General features: G+C 55.1%; 14 protein-coding genes. 9 read left to right on the forward strand and 5 right to left on the reverse strand.

Going from position 1 to position 16,455, the window contains the following annotated elements:
• Positions 1 to 76 precede the first annotated feature (76 nt).
• Both OQV00_RS09765 and OQV00_RS09770 read left to right on the forward strand, forming a co-directional pair.
• Complete coding sequence (locus OQV00_RS09765) at positions 77 to 1,075, forward strand: fatty acid desaturase (RefSeq protein WP_104896806.1); 999 nt, start codon at positions 77 to 79, stop codon at positions 1,073 to 1,075.
• Positions 1,065 to 1,859 carry a phosphate/phosphite/phosphonate ABC transporter substrate-binding protein gene (locus tag OQV00_RS09770; RefSeq protein ID WP_015584052.1) on the forward strand — a complete coding sequence of 265 codons (795 nt, stop codon included), beginning with the start codon at positions 1,065 to 1,067 and terminating at the stop codon, positions 1,857 to 1,859. The genes OQV00_RS09765 and OQV00_RS09770 overlap by 11 nt, the downstream gene beginning before the upstream one ends.
• A gap of 56 nt (positions 1,860 to 1,915) precedes the next feature.
• Here OQV00_RS09770 and OQV00_RS09775 read toward each other — a convergent pair whose 3' ends face one another.
• From OQV00_RS09775 to OQV00_RS09795, 5 genes are read right to left on the reverse strand one after another with little or no spacing between them, the layout of a single operon-like run.
• On the reverse strand, positions 1,916 to 3,244 hold the full coding sequence (locus tag OQV00_RS09775) for an LLM class flavin-dependent oxidoreductase (protein ID WP_004863724.1): 1,329 nt from the start codon (positions 3,242 to 3,244) through the stop codon (positions 1,916 to 1,918).
• Between the two features lie 42 nt (positions 3,245 to 3,286).
• Positions 3,287 to 4,186, reverse strand: coding sequence for an ABC transporter substrate-binding protein (locus tag OQV00_RS09780; RefSeq protein WP_064356941.1), 900 nt, complete (start codon positions 4,184 to 4,186; stop codon positions 3,287 to 3,289).
• A gap of 43 nt (positions 4,187 to 4,229) precedes the next feature.
• Positions 4,230 to 4,898, reverse strand: a complete 669-nt coding sequence (locus tag OQV00_RS09785; protein WP_004863718.1) for an ABC transporter permease — start codon at positions 4,896 to 4,898, stop codon at positions 4,230 to 4,232.
• Complete coding sequence (locus OQV00_RS09790; RefSeq protein ID WP_015584055.1) at positions 4,898 to 5,527, reverse strand: ABC transporter permease; 630 nt, start codon at positions 5,525 to 5,527, stop codon at positions 4,898 to 4,900. Before OQV00_RS09790 ends, OQV00_RS09785 begins: the two co-directional genes overlap by 1 nt.
• A complete protein-coding gene (locus OQV00_RS09795; RefSeq protein ID WP_015584056.1) occupies positions 5,520 to 6,608 on the reverse strand; it encodes an ABC transporter ATP-binding protein in 1,089 nt (362 codons plus the stop codon). Before OQV00_RS09795 ends, OQV00_RS09790 begins: the two co-directional genes overlap by 8 nt.
• An 853-nt stretch (positions 6,609 to 7,461) precedes the next feature.
• On the opposite strand from OQV00_RS09795, the gene tdcA reads away from it, so the two are divergent.
• The 7 genes from tdcA (at position 7,462) to tdcG (ending at position 16,347) form a co-directional block, all read left to right on the forward strand.
• The gene (tdcA, locus tag OQV00_RS09800) at positions 7,462 to 8,400 is read left to right on the forward strand and encodes a transcriptional regulator TdcA (protein ID WP_004863710.1); all 939 of its coding nucleotides are present in this window, start codon (positions 7,462 to 7,464) and stop codon (positions 8,398 to 8,400) included.
• A gap of 181 nt (positions 8,401 to 8,581) precedes the next feature.
• A complete protein-coding gene (tdcB, locus tag OQV00_RS09805) occupies positions 8,582 to 9,571 on the forward strand; it encodes a bifunctional threonine ammonia-lyase/L-serine ammonia-lyase TdcB (protein ID WP_004863707.1) in 990 nt (329 codons plus the stop codon).
• A 20-nt stretch (positions 9,572 to 9,591) separates the two neighbouring features.
• Positions 9,592 to 10,923 carry a threonine/serine transporter TdcC gene (gene tdcC / locus OQV00_RS09810; protein WP_015584057.1) on the forward strand — a complete coding sequence of 444 codons (1,332 nt, stop codon included), beginning with the start codon at positions 9,592 to 9,594 and terminating at the stop codon, positions 10,921 to 10,923.
• Positions 10,924 to 10,951: 28 nt separating this feature from the next.
• On the forward strand, positions 10,952 to 12,160 hold the full coding sequence (gene tdcD / locus OQV00_RS09815; RefSeq protein WP_048025105.1) for a propionate kinase: 1,209 nt from the start codon (positions 10,952 to 10,954) through the stop codon (positions 12,158 to 12,160).
• Between the two features lie 33 nt (positions 12,161 to 12,193).
• Positions 12,194 to 14,488 carry a formate C-acetyltransferase gene (gene pflB, locus OQV00_RS09820; RefSeq protein WP_004863684.1) on the forward strand — a complete coding sequence of 765 codons (2,295 nt, stop codon included), beginning with the start codon at positions 12,194 to 12,196 and terminating at the stop codon, positions 14,486 to 14,488.
• A gap of 13 nt (positions 14,489 to 14,501) precedes the next feature.
• The gene (locus OQV00_RS09825) at positions 14,502 to 14,891 is read left to right on the forward strand and encodes an enamine/imine deaminase (protein WP_004863682.1); all 390 of its coding nucleotides are present in this window, start codon (positions 14,502 to 14,504) and stop codon (positions 14,889 to 14,891) included.
• A 91-nt stretch (positions 14,892 to 14,982) separates the two neighbouring features.
• Positions 14,983 to 16,347 (forward strand): L-serine ammonia-lyase, encoded by a 1,365-nt coding sequence (tdcG, locus tag OQV00_RS09830; RefSeq protein WP_004863680.1) that lies wholly within the window; start codon positions 14,983 to 14,985, stop codon positions 16,345 to 16,347.
• The last annotated feature ends 108 nt before the right edge of the window (positions 16,348 to 16,455 follow it).

Here is a 16,455-nt window from a genome sequence, read left to right on the forward strand (position 1 = left end):
TAAATTCTTTGTTATTTTCCGCATTTTCTCACATCTTCTGGAGGCAAAAAGTAACGCGGAGAGAGTACCGGTAGTGATGACACAGCACTCGTCGAAGTATCTGCATCAGCAGCAGCGCGATCTGATTCGCCAGCTTTCCCGCCGCTGGCTGTGGCGCAGTGAATTACCCACCTGGATATTAATTATTGTGGTCTACAGCGGCTGGTTTATAACCCTCGCCTACTGGCAGACGCTGGGGCTTTTCCCGGCGACCGTGCTGCTCATCTGGTTTACCGCCTGGTATATGTCGTTGCAGCATGAGCTGATCCACGGCCATCCGACGCCCTGGCGGTGGTGTAATCAGCTGCTGGGTACGCTACCGCTGGCGGTGTGGTATCCCTACGGGCTTTATCGCGACTCGCATCTGGCGCACCACAATAACGACCGGCTGACGCTGCCGGTGGATGACCCCGAATCCTACTATTTTAGTGCCGAAAGCTGGCGCCGTTTCTCGCCCTGGCAGCGTAAAGTGATACATCTGCGCAATACGTTTTTCGGCCGACTGTTGCTGGCCCCGCTGCTGGATATTGTGCAGACGCTGGTCAGCGCGGCGAACGCCTTTCGCTATCGGCAGGGGAAAGCGATGCTAATGTGGCTGGTGCACGGCGGATTGCTGGCCGCGCTCCTGACGTGGATGGCGCGCTGTGATTTTTCACCGCTCTATTTCGTGGTGGTCATCAGCTATCCGGCGCTGGCGCTGACCAAAATTCGCTCCTTCCTCGAACATCGGGCCGCTGACGATCCGCTGGCGCGCTCGGTCATCAATGAGGCCGGGCTGTTGTGGCGGGTGCTGTTTCTGAATCTGAACTACCACTCCGTGCATCATGACCTGCCCGGCGTACCGTGGTACGGGCTGAGAAAAATCTATCTGCTGGAGCGAGATCGCTACCAGCAGCGTAACCACGGGTTCGTGGTGCGCGGCTATGGCGAGTGGCTGCGCGCCTTTTTCTTCCACGCGGTGGCGGTTAACGCCCATCCGGGTATCGGAAAAGCCTCCCGGGCAGGAGAGCAGACAGGTGAGCGCGATGAGTCATAACGTGAATTTGCCGATGTATGCGGTGCGTCCGCCTGAGAACCAGGCGTTAGAAGCTGCGGTGCGGGAACTGCTGCTCGCCCGAGGCATTGCCGTGAGTTCGCCAACGCCGCCGCCGGCGGACCTACTTTCGCACTGGCGTCAGCCGGACCTGCTGCTGAGCCAGACCTGCGGCTACCCGCTGGTGACTCTGTTGCCGGAGGTTCAGACGGTGGGCTGTTTTCACTATTCGGCGCCCGGCTGTGAAGGCATTGATTATCGCAGCCTGCTGGTGGCCCGTGCGGCGGATAACGCGCGGTCGCTCGCCGATTTCCGTGGGCGGCGGGCTATCTGCAATTCGCCCGATTCGCAGTCAGGTTACAACGTGTTACTGAAAATGGTGGCTCCGCTCGCCCGCGAGGGGCGTTTTTTTGCCGGGGTTAATTTCAGCGGCAGCCACCGGCAGTCGCTGCTCGGCTTACAGCAGGGGACGGGCGATATGGCCGCCATCGACTGCGTTAGCTGGGCGCTGCTGGCGCGTCACGAGCCTGCCGTACTGGAGGGCTTGTGCGTTATCGGCCAAACGCCGTCGGCGCCAGGGCTACCGCTGATTACCGGGCCACAAACGTCAGCGCAAACCCTCGCCGGTTTGCGATCGGCGCTGCGGCAGCTGGTCAGCGATGCGCGATATCGGGAGCGCTGCGAGGCGCAGTTTATCTGCGGTTTCAGCCCGCTGACCCGGGAACCCTATTCTCGATTGCTGGCGTGGCGCGAAGAGGCGCGACAACAGGGCGTGACGCAACTCTGAAAGACCGGAGAAGGGCTGACCTCCTCCGGGTAAGGCGTCGCATGCGTTGCCGCCTGCTATCGGGTAAAGCGGTTATCTACCTGCGGTAAGCCCAGTTTTTCCCGCAGGGTACCCGGCAGATAGCGCTTTTTCATGGCGCCGCTGCGTTGAAGGATCGGCACCACCTGCTCGACAAAACGATCGAAATCGCCCGGCAAGAGCGGGAACATCAAGTTAAACCCATCGGCCGCGCCGGCGCGCCAGATCGCGGTAAGCTCGTTGGCGACCTCTTCTGCGCTGCCAATCAGCAGCCAGCTATCGGAGCTTTGCAGCAGTAAACGGCCCAGTTCCAGTATGGTCAGCGCCGGGTCGTAGTCGCGGATCAGCCGCAGCGCGGTGCGAATGCCGTCAAACGTCTCTTCATCCGGCAGCGGCGGCAGCGGCTGGTCGACAGCACAGGTCGAGAGGTCCATACGCAGGTAGGAAGAGAGCAGGTCGATAGCCATCCGATCGCTCATCAACCGGTTGTTTAGCTGCTGGCGCTGCTCTTTTTCATCACTGGAGTTCACCACCACCGGCAGCACGCCGGCGATGATTTTAAAGTGTGCCGGGTCGCGTCCGTTCGCCAGCAGCCGCTGGTTCATCTCCTGGCGATAGCGCAGCCCCTCTTCAATGGATTTAATAAACACGAAGTGCATATCTGACCAGGTGGCCGCCAGCGCTTTCCCTGCCTCCGACGATCCGGCCTGTACCAGCAGCGGATGGCCCTGCGGCGGACGCGGCACGTTCAGCGGTCCGCGAACGTTAAAGAATTCGCCGTGATGGTCGAGGTGATGGACTTTCTGTTTGTCGGCAAACAGGCCGCTCGCCTTGTCGTACAGGACGGCATCCTCTTCCCAGGAGTCCCAAAGCCGGGTGACTACGTCAATAAATTCACCGGCGCGCTGATAGCGGTTGCCGTGTTGGGGCAGCTGTCGGAGGCCGAAGTTTGCCGCCTCTTCCTCCAGCCACGAGGTGACGATATTCCAGCTTGCCCGGCCGTTGCTCAGAAAATCGAGTGAGGCAAAGTAGCGTGCAAGGTTGTAGGGCTCGTTATACGACGTCGATGCCGTCCCCATCAGGCCAATATGCTCGGTGACGGCCGCCAGCGCGGCGAGCAGGGTAATGGGTTCCAGCCGGGCGTTGGCGTAGTGGGTCAGACCGCTGGGCACCGTATCCCAGATAGCGATATGATCGGCAATAAAAATAGCATCGAGCGTGGCCGCCTCGGCTTTCCTGGCCAGTTCGGCATAATAACTGAGGGTAAAAATTTCTTTTCCCGGCGCCTGCGGGTGGCGCCAGGAGAAGCGATAATCTCCCTGGGGATTGAAGAAGAACAGATTCAGAATCATCGGGTTTTTAGACATCGTCGCACTCATTCAACTGATGGCCACTCCCTGGCCGGATGATTAAGGGGTCGTCAGGTTGGCATTAACCCATTGTTCGGCCACGGCCGCCGGGTCTTTATGCTGAAGATCCACCTGCTGGTTCAGCGCAATCAGCGAGGCATTGTCGAGTCTGGCGGAGACCGCATTGAGCACGCTGCTGACGTTCGGCGACAGGCTGGCCTTGCGCACCAGCGGCACGACGTTCTGGCTGGGCTGTTCATGCTTATCGTCGGCTAAGACCACCCAATCCTCTTTCGCCAGATTGCCCTGGGTAGAGACCACCGTAGCGACGTCGATTTTGCCGGAATTTAGCGCCAGACGGGTCAGCGGCCCGCCCATATCCAGCGATTTCACCGCTTTAAACTCAAGGCCGTAGACGCGCTTGAGCCCCGGTAACCCCAGCGCGCGCACCGCCAGCTCCGGCGGCCCGCCGATAGTCAGTTGATGGGCGATGGGTTGAAGATCGGAGAGTTTCGTCAACTGGTATTTTTTCGCCGTCTCCGCGCGTACCGCCCAGGCGGTAATCGACGTGGCCGGCGAAGGGTCAAGCAGTGTAAAATCGGTGGGCAGTACTTTCGCCAGTTCTGCGCTCACGTCGCTCTGGCGAGTCGCCTGGGTTTTCCCGTCATAATAGTTAAGCAGGGCGCCAAGATATTCCGGCACAATATCGATCTCGCCGCTCTTTAGCGCCGGCAGAATAATCTCGCGGTTGCCGAGATTAAGCCGGGTTTTGACCTCAATATTCTTTTTCTTCAGTGCGCTGGCGTAAATATTGGCGAGAATAGAGCTCTCGGTAAAATTGGCTCCGCCGATAGTCACGCTTTCTGCCAGTACGCTAAAACTCAAACTGAATAATCCGGCGGCGAGGAGAGATAAACGGAACCGTCGGGCGTTAACAGGGAACCCCAAAATATGCTTCATAGTGCCTCTTTATATGCAGGTGATTTATGGTTGTGGTCGTTGTTTAATACTCTGGTGCGATGGCGGTATGACGCCATCTGCGGCTACAACAGCTGAACAGCAGTTCACTGCCGATAGCCAGTAGCGAGACCACCAGCGACCCGGCAATAACCTGTGGAATATCGCGCTGGCCAAGACCGTCAATCAGGAAACGCCCCAGCCCACCCAGGCCGGCGTAGGCGGCGACCACGGCGGTGGCGATCAGCTGGACCAGCGCCGTGCGCAGCCCGGCGATAATCAGCGGCGCCGCCAGCGGAATACGCAGTTGCCACAGGCTTTGCCATGGCGTCATTCCCAGCGCGGTAGCGGCGTCGCAAAGCGGGCGATCGGCATGATAAATCCCGACCCAGGTATTGGTCAGCACGGGGGGGATCGACATGGCCACCAGCGCGGCAAACACCGGCAGATCATTAAAACCAAATAAAATAATGCACAGCAAAATAAGCCCTAATGAGGGAATAGCGCGGCCAATATTAAACAGATTAATAATAAGGAAGGCGCCTTTCCGCCAGTAGCCGAGGGCAATGCCCAGCGGCAAAGCGATTGCCGATGCGATAGCGATGCTGATCAGCACATAATAAATATGCTCGCGCAGGCGCAGTAAAATACCCGCATCGCCGAACCAGTGTTCGGGTTGTGAAAACCAGTGGACGGTAGCCAGTAATATATCCATTAGCGTGCCCAGGGCGTTAGCCAATAGCCGATGTGGGCAATCAGCGAATCCAGTAAAAACGACAGCACGAGGCTTAATGCCAGGCTGACAACAATCGGAGTGAGAAAATCCTGATTAAAGCCCGCCAGCAGCAATTGCCCCAGACCGCCCTGGCCAATCAGCGCGGTGACGGTCACCAGCCCCACCAGCGTCACGGAGGCAATCCGCAGACCGGCAAACAGAGAGGGCGCCAGCAGAGGTAACTCAATATCCATAAACCGGTATCGGCGTGTGTAGCCGAGCGCGCGCGCCGACTCCAGCACGGCGGCAGGCAGCTTTTCGATTCCGGCGATAACGTTACGCAGCAGGATCAACAGTGAATAGATGGTTAACCCGATGACCGAGGTCGTCAGCGACAGGCCGGTAAAGGGCAGTAACAGAATAAATAACGCCAGCGACGGGATAGTAAAGATGACCCCGCAAAGATAAATCAACGGCTGAGCGGTGGCGGGCCAGCGTAGCGTTACGACCAGCAGCGCGCCCGTTAACAGCGTACCAAAAAACAGCGAGATGCAGACCAGCTGCGTATGCTGCCACAGCAGGTCGCCAATCAGGATTTTATTGTCAACCATCCACTGCCAGTCAATCATAGCGGCGAATTTCCACGTGGCCATCCAGCACATGCTGGAGCAGGGCATGAGAAATGGTGCCCTGATACTGGCCATTGCTGTCCACGTGCACCAGCACGCCCCCCGGCGCATCCAACAGCGCGCTGTAGGCAAAACGCAGCGTATTCAGGGCCTGCAGCGGCTGAACAATCGGCAGCGTGACGCGTTTATCCGGGTCGAACCAGTGAACGGGACGTTGTTCTTTATCCAGCACCAGCCGCAGCGGGCTGGCGACCGTCGGATGCGCGGTGGCTATCGGGGATAAACCTTCGTCAACCAGCGTGACATCATGTCGCGGTAGCTGGCCGACCTGAATCATCCCCAGCCGTTTCAGGTTAGGTTCGGGACCGATAAAGCGTTGGACAAACTCGCTCGCCGGGTGGGCGAGAAGCCGGTCCGGCGTATCACACTGCGCCAGCACGCCCCCTTCCTGGAAGATGGCGATCTTATCTCCCAGCCGGATGGCCTCATTAATGTCATGTGTTACCAGCACGATGGTTTTATGCAGGCGCTGCTGAATAAGCAATAGCTCATCCTGCAGACGCTCGCGGACTACCGGGTCAATGGCGGCGAAGGGTTCGTCCATCAGCAGAATCGGCGGATCGGCGGCTAACGCCCGGGCAATCGCGACGCGTCCCTGCTGCCCGCCGGAGAGCTGGTGCGGGTAGCGCGTCAGCAGGTGACGGTCCAGTGACATTAAGTCCACCAGTTCATCGATACGGGTGCGAATCTGCGCTTTACGCCAGCCCAGCAGACGAGGGACGGTGGCGATATTTTGCGCCACCGTGCGATGGGGAAACAGCGCGGCGCTTTGCATGACAAAGCCAATTTTGCGCCGCACCTGAATGATATCGACCTGCGCGATGTTAACGCCCTGGACATAGACGCTGCCGGAGTCCGGTTTATCGAGCTGATTAATCATGCGCAGGATTGTGGTTTTGCCGCATCCGCTGGGACCGACAAACGTGCAGAATTCACCGTCATTAATTATCAGGTTCAGGCCGCGTATTGCCGCATGCGCGCTGCCGGGGTAGGTCTTATTGATGTTTTCTAATCTGATCATCGGGAATTGTAGCACTCTGAATATATTGAGAATTTATGGCTTTTACGGCGGCACGAATAAAATACAAATTACAGAGCGGCCATGGGGAGGGCAAATACGTTATTCGCAATTGCATAGTTGGAATCTGTTCAACTCTGTCCCGCCCAAAACGCAGTTTTTATCTGATCCGGCCGCGCAGAGCGCGTTTTTGTTCTGCAGGCGTGGCGAAAACGACGATTCTGCTGCCGTTTTGCGCGCGGAAAGGGGGAGACGCAGAATATTGATTTCAGAATTTGTGATGTATGGCACAAACGTCTGGATGGTAAAGTTTTTGTCGTATGAAAAGTTACATTTGATTTTAATCAAGAAATTACGTGCTGAAAATTGTGAAAAATGCAGAGTTAAAATTGTATGGGAAATGATAATGTATTGTATCTGGTATTTTGCGCAATAATGAATAAAACATACTTTTACAAACAACCGGGGCGGAAAAGTGTGACCCCATACGATTTTTAATAAAAGAAAAACCTGATTTCTCATTATATTTTATTGTTTCAACTAACAGTTGAATAACAATATCGCTGAATAATTGCACGGTGAAGGTTGAAATATCATGTTTAACCCCCCTTAAAATAGCTCAAAAAATAGCCTTTGTTATCCCCATAAAATATTGTTATCCCCGCATCTTTTTTTGACAAAAGTCATGCAAAAAATCGACTTTTAATTTGTATTACATTGATATTGTTGGTTTTATTTACATATTAAACGGTGGGGAAAATAGCTGTCAGAGGTGTTTGTGAGTGGTCTCACATAACCCTGCGATCGCCATTTGGTACACTTCACCGCGTCGAAAAGATAATTAAAGCAGGTTGCTATGAATACCATTCCTCTGCCAAAAACACAGCACCTGGTCGTTTTCCAGGAAGTTATCAGAAGCGGTTCGATCGGCTCGGCAGCAAAAGAATTAGGATTAACTCAACCGGCAGTGAGTAAGATCATTAATGACATTGAAGCCTATTTTGGCACCGAACTGGTGGTCCGTAAAAATACCGGCGTCACCTTGACCAATACCGGTCAGGTACTGCTGTCCTGGTCGGAATCGATTACCCGTGAAATGAAGAATATGGTCAATGAAATGCACAGCATGACCTGTAACACGGTCGTCGATGTCTCGTTCGGTTTTCCTTCGCTGATTGGCTTCACCTTTATGTCTGACATGATTCACAAGTTCAAGAAGGTGTTTCCTAAAGCCCAGGTATCGATGTACGAAGCGCAGCTCTCCTCGTTCCTGCCGGCCATTCGCGACGGGCGTCTCGACTTCGCCATTGGCACGCTGAGTGATGAAATGAAGCTCCACGATCTGCACGTGGAACCGCTGTTTGAGTCGGAGTTTGTGCTGGTGGCCAGCAAGTCACGAACATGCATCGGCACCACCACGCTGGCGTCGTTGCAGAACGAACAGTGGGTGTTGCCGCAAACCAACATGGGTTACTACAGTGAACTCCTCACCACGCTACAGCGCAGCGGCATCAACAGTGAAAACATCGTTAAAACCGACTCCGTCGTCACAATTTATAATCTTGTTCTCAATGCTGATTTCCTGACCGTTATTCCTTGCGATATGACAACGCCCTTTGGATCCAACCAGTTTATTACCATCCCGATTACCGAAGCATTACCAGTTGCCCGCTATGCGGCAATTTGGTCAAAGAATTATCGCATTAAAAATGCCGCCTCGGTATTGGTGGAATTAGCAAAAGAATATTCAGCATCTGGTGGTTGCAGAAAAAGACAATTAATCGAAGTTGAGTAGTTAAACAGATTTATTCTTGGTTATAAATTCATATCATCGCGCTGATTATCAGCCGTTGGTACCGGCTAACTATACCCTGAATAATTCAAACCGTAGCGTCGGTGGGGAAATAATCCTGCCGGGAAAGATACGCTTTGAAACATGACGGGACTATTATTTGATATCCAGTTAAGAGGCTATAATGCACATTACATACGATCTCCCGGTTGCCATTGACGATATCCTCGAAGCAAAGAAAAGACTGGCAGGTAAGATTTATAAAACAGGTATGCCGCGCTCTAATTATTTTAGCGAGCGCTGTAAAGGTGAAATATTCCTCAAGTTTGAGAATATGCAACGCACCGGGTCGTTTAAAATCCGCGGCGCCTTTAACAAACTCAGTTCACTAAGCGAAGCTGAAAAGCGTAAGGGCGTGGTGGCATGTTCTGCCGGCAATCATGCACAGGGGGTCTCGCTCTCCTGCGCCATGCTGGGAATCGACGGCAAAGTGGTGATGCCGAAAGGGGCGCCGAAATCCAAGGTCGCCGCCACCTGCGATTATTCGGCGGAAGTGATTCTGCACGGCGATAACTTCAATGACACTATTGCTAAAGTCAGCGAAATTGTCGAAATGGAAGGTCGCATATTTATTCCTCCATATGACGATGCCAAAGTTATTGCCGGGCAGGGGACCATTGGCCTGGAAATCATGGAAGATCTTTATGATGTCGATAATGTCATTGTGCCAATCGGCGGCGGTGGTCTGATTGCCGGCATCGCGGTAGCGATTAAATCTATTAACCCGACCATTCGAATTATTGGCGTGCAATCAGAAAATGTCCACGGTATGGCCGCGTCTTATTATGCTGGCGCTATTACCAGTCACCGAACGACCGCTACTCTGGCCGATGGCTGCGATGTTTCACGCCCGGGAAATCTCACTTACGAAATCGTTCGCGAACTCGTCGATGATATTGTTCTGGTCAGTGAGGATGAAATTCGCAATAGCATGATCGCATTAATTCAGCGCAATAAAGTTATTACCGAGGGCGCCGGGGCGTTAGCCTGCGCCGCATTATTAAGCGGGAAGTTAGATAGCTATATTCAGAACCGGAAAACCGTCAGCATTATTTCTGGTGGCAATATCGATCTTTCTCGCGTTTCGCAAATTACTGGTTTAGTTGACGCTTAATCTTATGTTGAGGACAGGATATGAGTACTACTGATAGCATTGTATCCAGCGAGACAAGACAGTCATCCTGGCGTAAATCGGACACCACGTGGACCCTGGGATTATTTGGTACTGCCATCGGCGCCGGGGTGCTCTTTTTCCCCATTCGCGCCGGGTTTGGTGGTTTAATCCCGATTCTTTTGATGCTGGTTTTAGCTTACCCCATCGCCTTTTATTGCCACCGGGCGCTGGCCCGGCTCTGTCTGTCCGGTTCGAATGCCTCCGGTAACATCACTGAGACGGTGGAAGAGCATTTCGGGAAAACGGGTGGCGTGGTCATCACGCTCCTCTACTTCTTCGCCATTTGCCCGCTGCTGTGGATTTACGGCGTCACCATTACCAACACCTTCATGACCTTCTGGGAAAACCAGCTGCAGATGCCGGCGCTGAACCGCGGTTTTGTCGCGCTGTTCCTGCTGCTGCTGATGGCGTTTGTCATCTGGTTCGGGAAGGATCTGATGGTCAAAGTGATGAGCTTCCTGGTCTTTCCGTTCATCGCCAGCCTGGTGCTGATTTCGCTGTCGCTGATTCCCTACTGGAACTCTGCGGTTATCGATCAGGTGAACCTCAGCGATATCGCCTTAACCGGGCACGATGGCATCCTCGTGACCGTGTGGCTGGGGATTTCTATCATGGTTTTCTCCTTTAACTTTTCGCCGATTGTCTCCTCGTTTGTGGTCTCGAAGCGGGAAGAGTATGAAAAGGATTACGGCCGCGATTTTACCGAGCGCAAATGTTCGCAGATTATCTCCCGTGCCAGTATGTTGATGGTCGCGGTGGTGATGTTCTTCGCCTTCAGCTGCCTGTTCACGCTGTCGCCGGAAAACATGGCGGATGCGAAAGCGCAGAACATTCCGGTGCTCTCTTACCTGGCAAACCACTTTGCCTCCATGTCCGGCAGCAAATCGACCTTTGCAACGGTACTGGAGTACGGCGCATCGATTATCGCCCTGGTCGCCATCTTCAAATCGTTCTTCGGCCACTATCTCGGTACCCTTGAAGGGTTGAATGGACTGGTTCTCAAGTTCGGCTATAAAGGTGATAAAACCAAAGTCTCTACCCGCAAGCTCAACACCATCAGCATGGTCTTCATTATGGGTTCCACCTGGGTGGTGGCTTATGCCAACCCCAATATCCTCGACCTGATTGAAGCGATGGGCGCGCCAATTATTGCCTCACTGCTGTGTCTGTTACCGATGTATGCCATCCGTAAAGCGCCGTCGCTGGCGAAATATCGTGGCCGGTTGGATAACCTGTTCGTCACCGCGGTGGGTTTACTGACCATTCTGAATATCGTCTACAAACTGTTTTAATTAAGCTCAGGATGAGCGGAGTGATGAAATGAATGAATTCCCGGTAGTACTGGTCATTAACTGTGGATCGTCTTCAATTAAATTTTCAGTCCTTGATGCAAGCAGCTGTGATGTTTTAATGGCGGGAATTGCCGACGGGATTAATTCTGAAAACGCTTTTTTATCCATTAACGATGGAGAGCCAGTTAAGCTGGCTCACCGTAGCTACGAGGGGGCATTAAAGGCCATTGCCTTTGAACTGGAAAAACGGTCGTTAATCGACAGCGTGGCCTTAATTGGCCACCGTATTGCCCACGGCGGAAATATATTTACGGAGTCCGTGGTAATTACCGAGGAGGTTATTGACAATATCCGTCGGGTGTCGCCGTTAGCGCCGTTGCATAATTACGCTAACCTCAGCGGCATTGCCTCCGCGCAACAGCTCTTCCCGGGGGTCAGGCAGGTGGCGGTGTTTGATACCAGCTTCCACCAGACGCTGGCGCCAGAGGCCTATCTCTATGGGCTGCCGTGGAAGTATTTTGAGGAGCTCGGCGTGCGCCGCTACGGTTTTCACGGCACCTCGCATCGCTATGTTTCTCAGCGGGCGCAGAGCTTGCTGGCGCTGCCGGAAGCGGATTGCGGACTGGTTATCGCCCATCTGGGCAACGGGGCCTCTATCTGCGCCGTGCGCAACGGACAGAGCGTGGATACCTCAATGGGGATGACGCCGCTGGAAGGGCTCATGATGGGCACCCGCTGTGGCGATGTCGACTTCGGCGCCATGGCATGGGTCGCCCGCGAAACCAACCAGACCCTCAGCGATCTTGAGCGGGTGGTGAACAAGGAGTCCGGGCTGCTTGGCATTTCCGGCCTCTCTTCCGATCTGCGGGTGCTGGAGAAGGCCTGGCACGCCGGTCATGACCGCGCCCGGCTGGCGATTAAAACCTTTGTCCATCGGATTGCCCGCCATATTGCCGGTCATGCCGCGTCGCTGCATCGTCTCGACGGGATTATTTTTACCGGCGGCATCGGTGAGAACTCGTTGTTAATTCGTCACCTGGTGATTGAACATCTGGCGGTACTGGGGGTTACCCTGGATCCTGATATGAATAGTCTGCCCAATTCCCACGGCGAAAGAATTATTTCCACCGATTCCGCTCGGGTTATTTGCGCGGTTATTCCGACTAATGAAGAGAAAATGATTGCCCTCGATGCGATTCACTTAGGAAAAATTAGCGCACAAGTGGAATTTGCATAATTTATTTTTTGTTCTGTAGAGAGACTATTTTTCATGAAGGTAGATATCGATACCAGCGATATGCTGTATGCCGAAGCGTGGCAAGGTTTTAAAGGGACGGACTGGCAAGCAGAAATTAATGTCCGTGATTTTATTCAGCACAACTATACGCCTTATGAAGGGGACGAATCCTTTCTTGCCGAGGCCACGCCGGCAACCACCGCACTGTGGCAAAAAGTGATGGCGGGAATACATATTGAAAATGCGACTCACGCCCCGGTCGATTTCGATACGAATATTGCCACTTCGATTACCGCGCATGATGCCGGCTATATTGAACAGGAACTGGAAAAGATCGTTGGACTGCAAACGGAGCAACCGCTGAAGCGCGCGCTGCATCCGTTCGGCGGTATCAACATGATCAAAAGTTCTTTCGAGGCCTACGGTCGTGAAATGGATCCGCACTTTGAATATCTGTTTACCGACTTGCGTAAAACGCACAATCAGGGAGTGTTCGATGCCTATTCACCGGATATGCTGCGCTGTCGTAAATCTGGCGTACTGACCGGGCTACCGGATGGCTACGGCCGCGGACGCATTATCGGCGACTATCGCCGCGTGGCGTTGTACGGTATCCGTTATCTGGTGCGCGAACGCGAGCTGCAGTTTGCCGATCTGCAGTCCAACCTGGAGTACGGGCAGAATCTGGAAGCGACGATTCGCCTGCGCGAAGAGCTGGCGGAACACCGCCGCGCGCTGCTGCAAATGCAGGAGATGGCGGCGAAGTACGGTTGCGATATCTCCCGCCCGGCGCGTAATGCTCAGGAAGCGGTACAGTGGGTCTATTTTGCCTATCTGGCGGCGGTCAAATCGCAAAACGGCGGCGCCATGTCGCTGGGCCGCACCGCCACTTTCCTCGATATCTACATTGAGCGCGATTTCAACACCGGGCGCTTAACCGAGCAGCAGGCTCAGGAGCTGATCGACCACTTCATTATGAAGATCCGCATGGTGCGTTTCCTGCGTACGCCGGAGTTCGACACGCTCTTTTCCGGCGACCCTATCTGGGCGACCGAAGTGATCGGTGGCATGGGGCTCGACGGGCGGACGCTGGTGACCAAAAACGCCTATCGCTATCTGCATACGCTGCATACCATGGGGCCGGCCCCGGAACCAAACCTTACCGTTCTCTGGTCCGAAGCGTTGCCGATCGCCTTCAAGAAATATGCGGCCCAGGTCTCCATCGTCACCTCCTCATTGCAGTATGAAAACGATGACTTAATGCGGGTCGATTTTAACAGCGACGACTACGCCATTGCCTGCTGCGTCAGTCCGATGATTATCGGCAAGCAGATGCAGTTCTTCGGCGCGCGCGCCAATCTGGCGAAAACCCTGCTGTACGCGATTAACGGCGGCGTGGATGAGAAGCTGAAAATTCAGGTCGGGCCGAAAACGGCGCCGCTGATGGATGAGGTGCTCGACTATGACACGGTGATGGACAGCCTCGATCACTTTATGGACTGGCTGGCGGTGCAGTACATCAGCGCGCTCAACATCATCCACTATATGCACGACAAGTACAGTTATGAAGCTTCGCTGATGGCGCTGCATGACCGCGACGTGTATCGCACCATGGCCTGCGGCATCGCCGGGCTGTCGGTGGCGACCGATTCGTTGTCGGCGATCAAGTACGCGAAGGTGAAACCGGTCCGCGACCATACCGGGCTGGCGGTTGATTTTGTCATCGAAGGCGACTACCCGCAGTATGGCAACAACGATCAGCGGGTCGACAGTATCGCCTGCGATCTGGTCGAACGCTTTATGAAGAAGATTAAAGTGCTGCCGACCTACCGCAACGCTGTACCAACCCAGTCGATTCTGACCATCACCTCCAACGTGGTCTATGGGCAGAAAACGGGCAATACCCCGGACGGTCGCCGGGCCGGTACGCCGTTCGCGCCGGGGGCGAACCCGATGCACGGTCGCGATCGCAAAGGGGCGGTGGCGTCATTAACCTCTGTCGCTAAGCTGCCGTTCACCTATGCCAAAGACGGTATCTCCTACACCTTCTCTATTGTTCCCGCCGCGCTGGGCAAAGAGGAGACCACGCGCAAAACCAACCTGGTGGGGCTGCTGGACGGCTACTTCCACCACGAAGCACACGTTGAAGGCGGACAGCACCTGAACGTCAACGTGATGAACCGGGATATGTTGCTCGATGCCATCGAACACCCGGAAAACTACCCGAACCTGACGATTCGCGTCTCCGGCTATGCCGTGCGCTTCAATGCGCTGACTCGCGAACAGCAGCAGGATGTCATTTCACGCACCTTTACCCAGGCGCTGTAGCGCCGGAGGAACGATGAGAAAGATCATTGCAACCCCACACGCGCCGGCGGCCATTGGCCCCTATATTCAGGGCGTCGACCTCGGCTATCAGGTCATGACCTCGGGACAGATTCCGGTCTGCCCACAGACGGGAAAGATTGCCGACAACGTGGCCGATCAGGCGCGTCAAAGCCTGGAAAACGTTAAGGCGATCGTGACGGCGGCGGGGCTGGAGGTGGGCAGTATCGTGAAGACCACCGTCTTTATTACCGACCTTAATGACTTTGCCACTATCAATCAGGTCTATCAGCACTTCTTTGATGAGCATCAGGCGACCTACCCGACGCGCAGCTGCGTGCAGGTTGCCCGCCTGCCAAAGGATGTAAAGCTGGAAATTGAGGCCATCGCGGTACGCGACCTCTGAGGCAGCGGCGGCGGGGCAAGCCTGTTTTTGCCCTGCCGCCCAACACCGGTGGCTCCTGCTCTCCACGCAACGGCAACCCGAGGATGGGGATATGATTAGCGCATTCGATATTTTTAAACCCGGTATTGGTCCTTCCAGTTCGCACACCGTAGGGCCGATGAATGCCGGAAAACGTTTTATCGACCAACTGGTGAACATGGGCGATATCGCGCATATCACGCGTATCGTGGTCGACCTCTATGGTTCTCTGTCGCTGACCGGTAAAGGTCATGCGACCGATGTCGCGATTGTTATGGGACTGGCGGGAAACAGCCCGCAAAATGTTGATATTGACGCCATGCCGGCATTTATTCAGCAGGTGATGCACAGCGGGCGTCTGCCGGTCGCTAACGGCGTGCAGAGCGTAGACTTTCAGATGGCGGACGACATCGTGTTCCACGCGCAAACCCTTCCGTATCACGAAAACGGGATGCGTATTACCGCCTGGAGTGGCGCGCAGGCGTGGGCGAGCCAGACCTACTATTCGGTCGGCGGCGGTTTTATCGTCGAAGAGGGGGCCTGCGGGGGAACGCAGGATGCCGACGTCCCGGTGCCCTATGATTTTCGCTCCGCCAGCGAACTGCTGCGGCTTTGCGAACGCAACGGCCTGTCGGTCTCCGGACTGATGCTGCAAAACGAGCTGGCGCTGCGCAGTAAGGCGGAGATTGACGCGGGTTTTATGCATATCCACGCGGTGATGCGCGATGGTATCGAGCGCGGGATGAATACCGAAGGGGTGTTGCCCGGTCCGCTGAATGTCCCGCGTCGCGCGGCGGCGTTAAGGCGTCGGCTGGTTTCCAGCGATAGCCTCTCCAGCGACCCGATGAACGTCATTGACTGGATCAATATGTTCGCCCTGGCGGTCAGCGAAGAGAATGCCGCGGGCGGGCGAGTGGTGACCGCGCCCACCAACGGCGCCTGCGGAATTATTCCCGCCGTGCTGGCCTATTACGATAAATTTCGCCGTCCGGTTAACGCCGGCTCGCTGGCGCGCTATCTGCTGGCGGCGGGGGCGATTGGCGCGCTGTATAAAATGAATGCGTCGATTTCGGGGGCTGAAGTTGGCTGTCAGGGGGAGATTGGCGTCGCCTGCTCGATGGCGGCGGCGGGGTTGACCGAACTGCTTGGCGGCAGCCCGGCGCAGGTCTGCATTGCGGCGGAAATCGCCATGGAGCATAACCTCGGCCTCACCTGTGACCCGGTTGCCGGCCAGGTGCAAATTCCCTGTATTGAGCGGAATGCGATTAATGCGGTTAAGGCCGTCAATGCGGCACGTATGGCGCTGCGCCGCACCTCCGAGCCACATGTTTCGTTGGATAAGGTTATCGAAACGATGTACGAAACCGGCAAGGATATGAATGATAAATACCGCGAAACCTCCCGGGGCGGGCTGGCGATAAAAGTGCTCTGCGTGTAGGCCGTGCTGCAATCGCGGGGGAGGGCGAGGCCCGGTGGGGAGAATATCAGGAGGCGGCAGATTACCGCCCCCTGATACCTTATTGGCGGGAAAATCAGACGGTCAGCG

Source organism: Klebsiella sp. DY2415 (genome assembly GCF_026314315.1).
Taxonomy (GTDB): domain Bacteria; phylum Pseudomonadota; class Gammaproteobacteria; order Enterobacterales; family Enterobacteriaceae; genus Klebsiella; species Klebsiella ornithinolytica.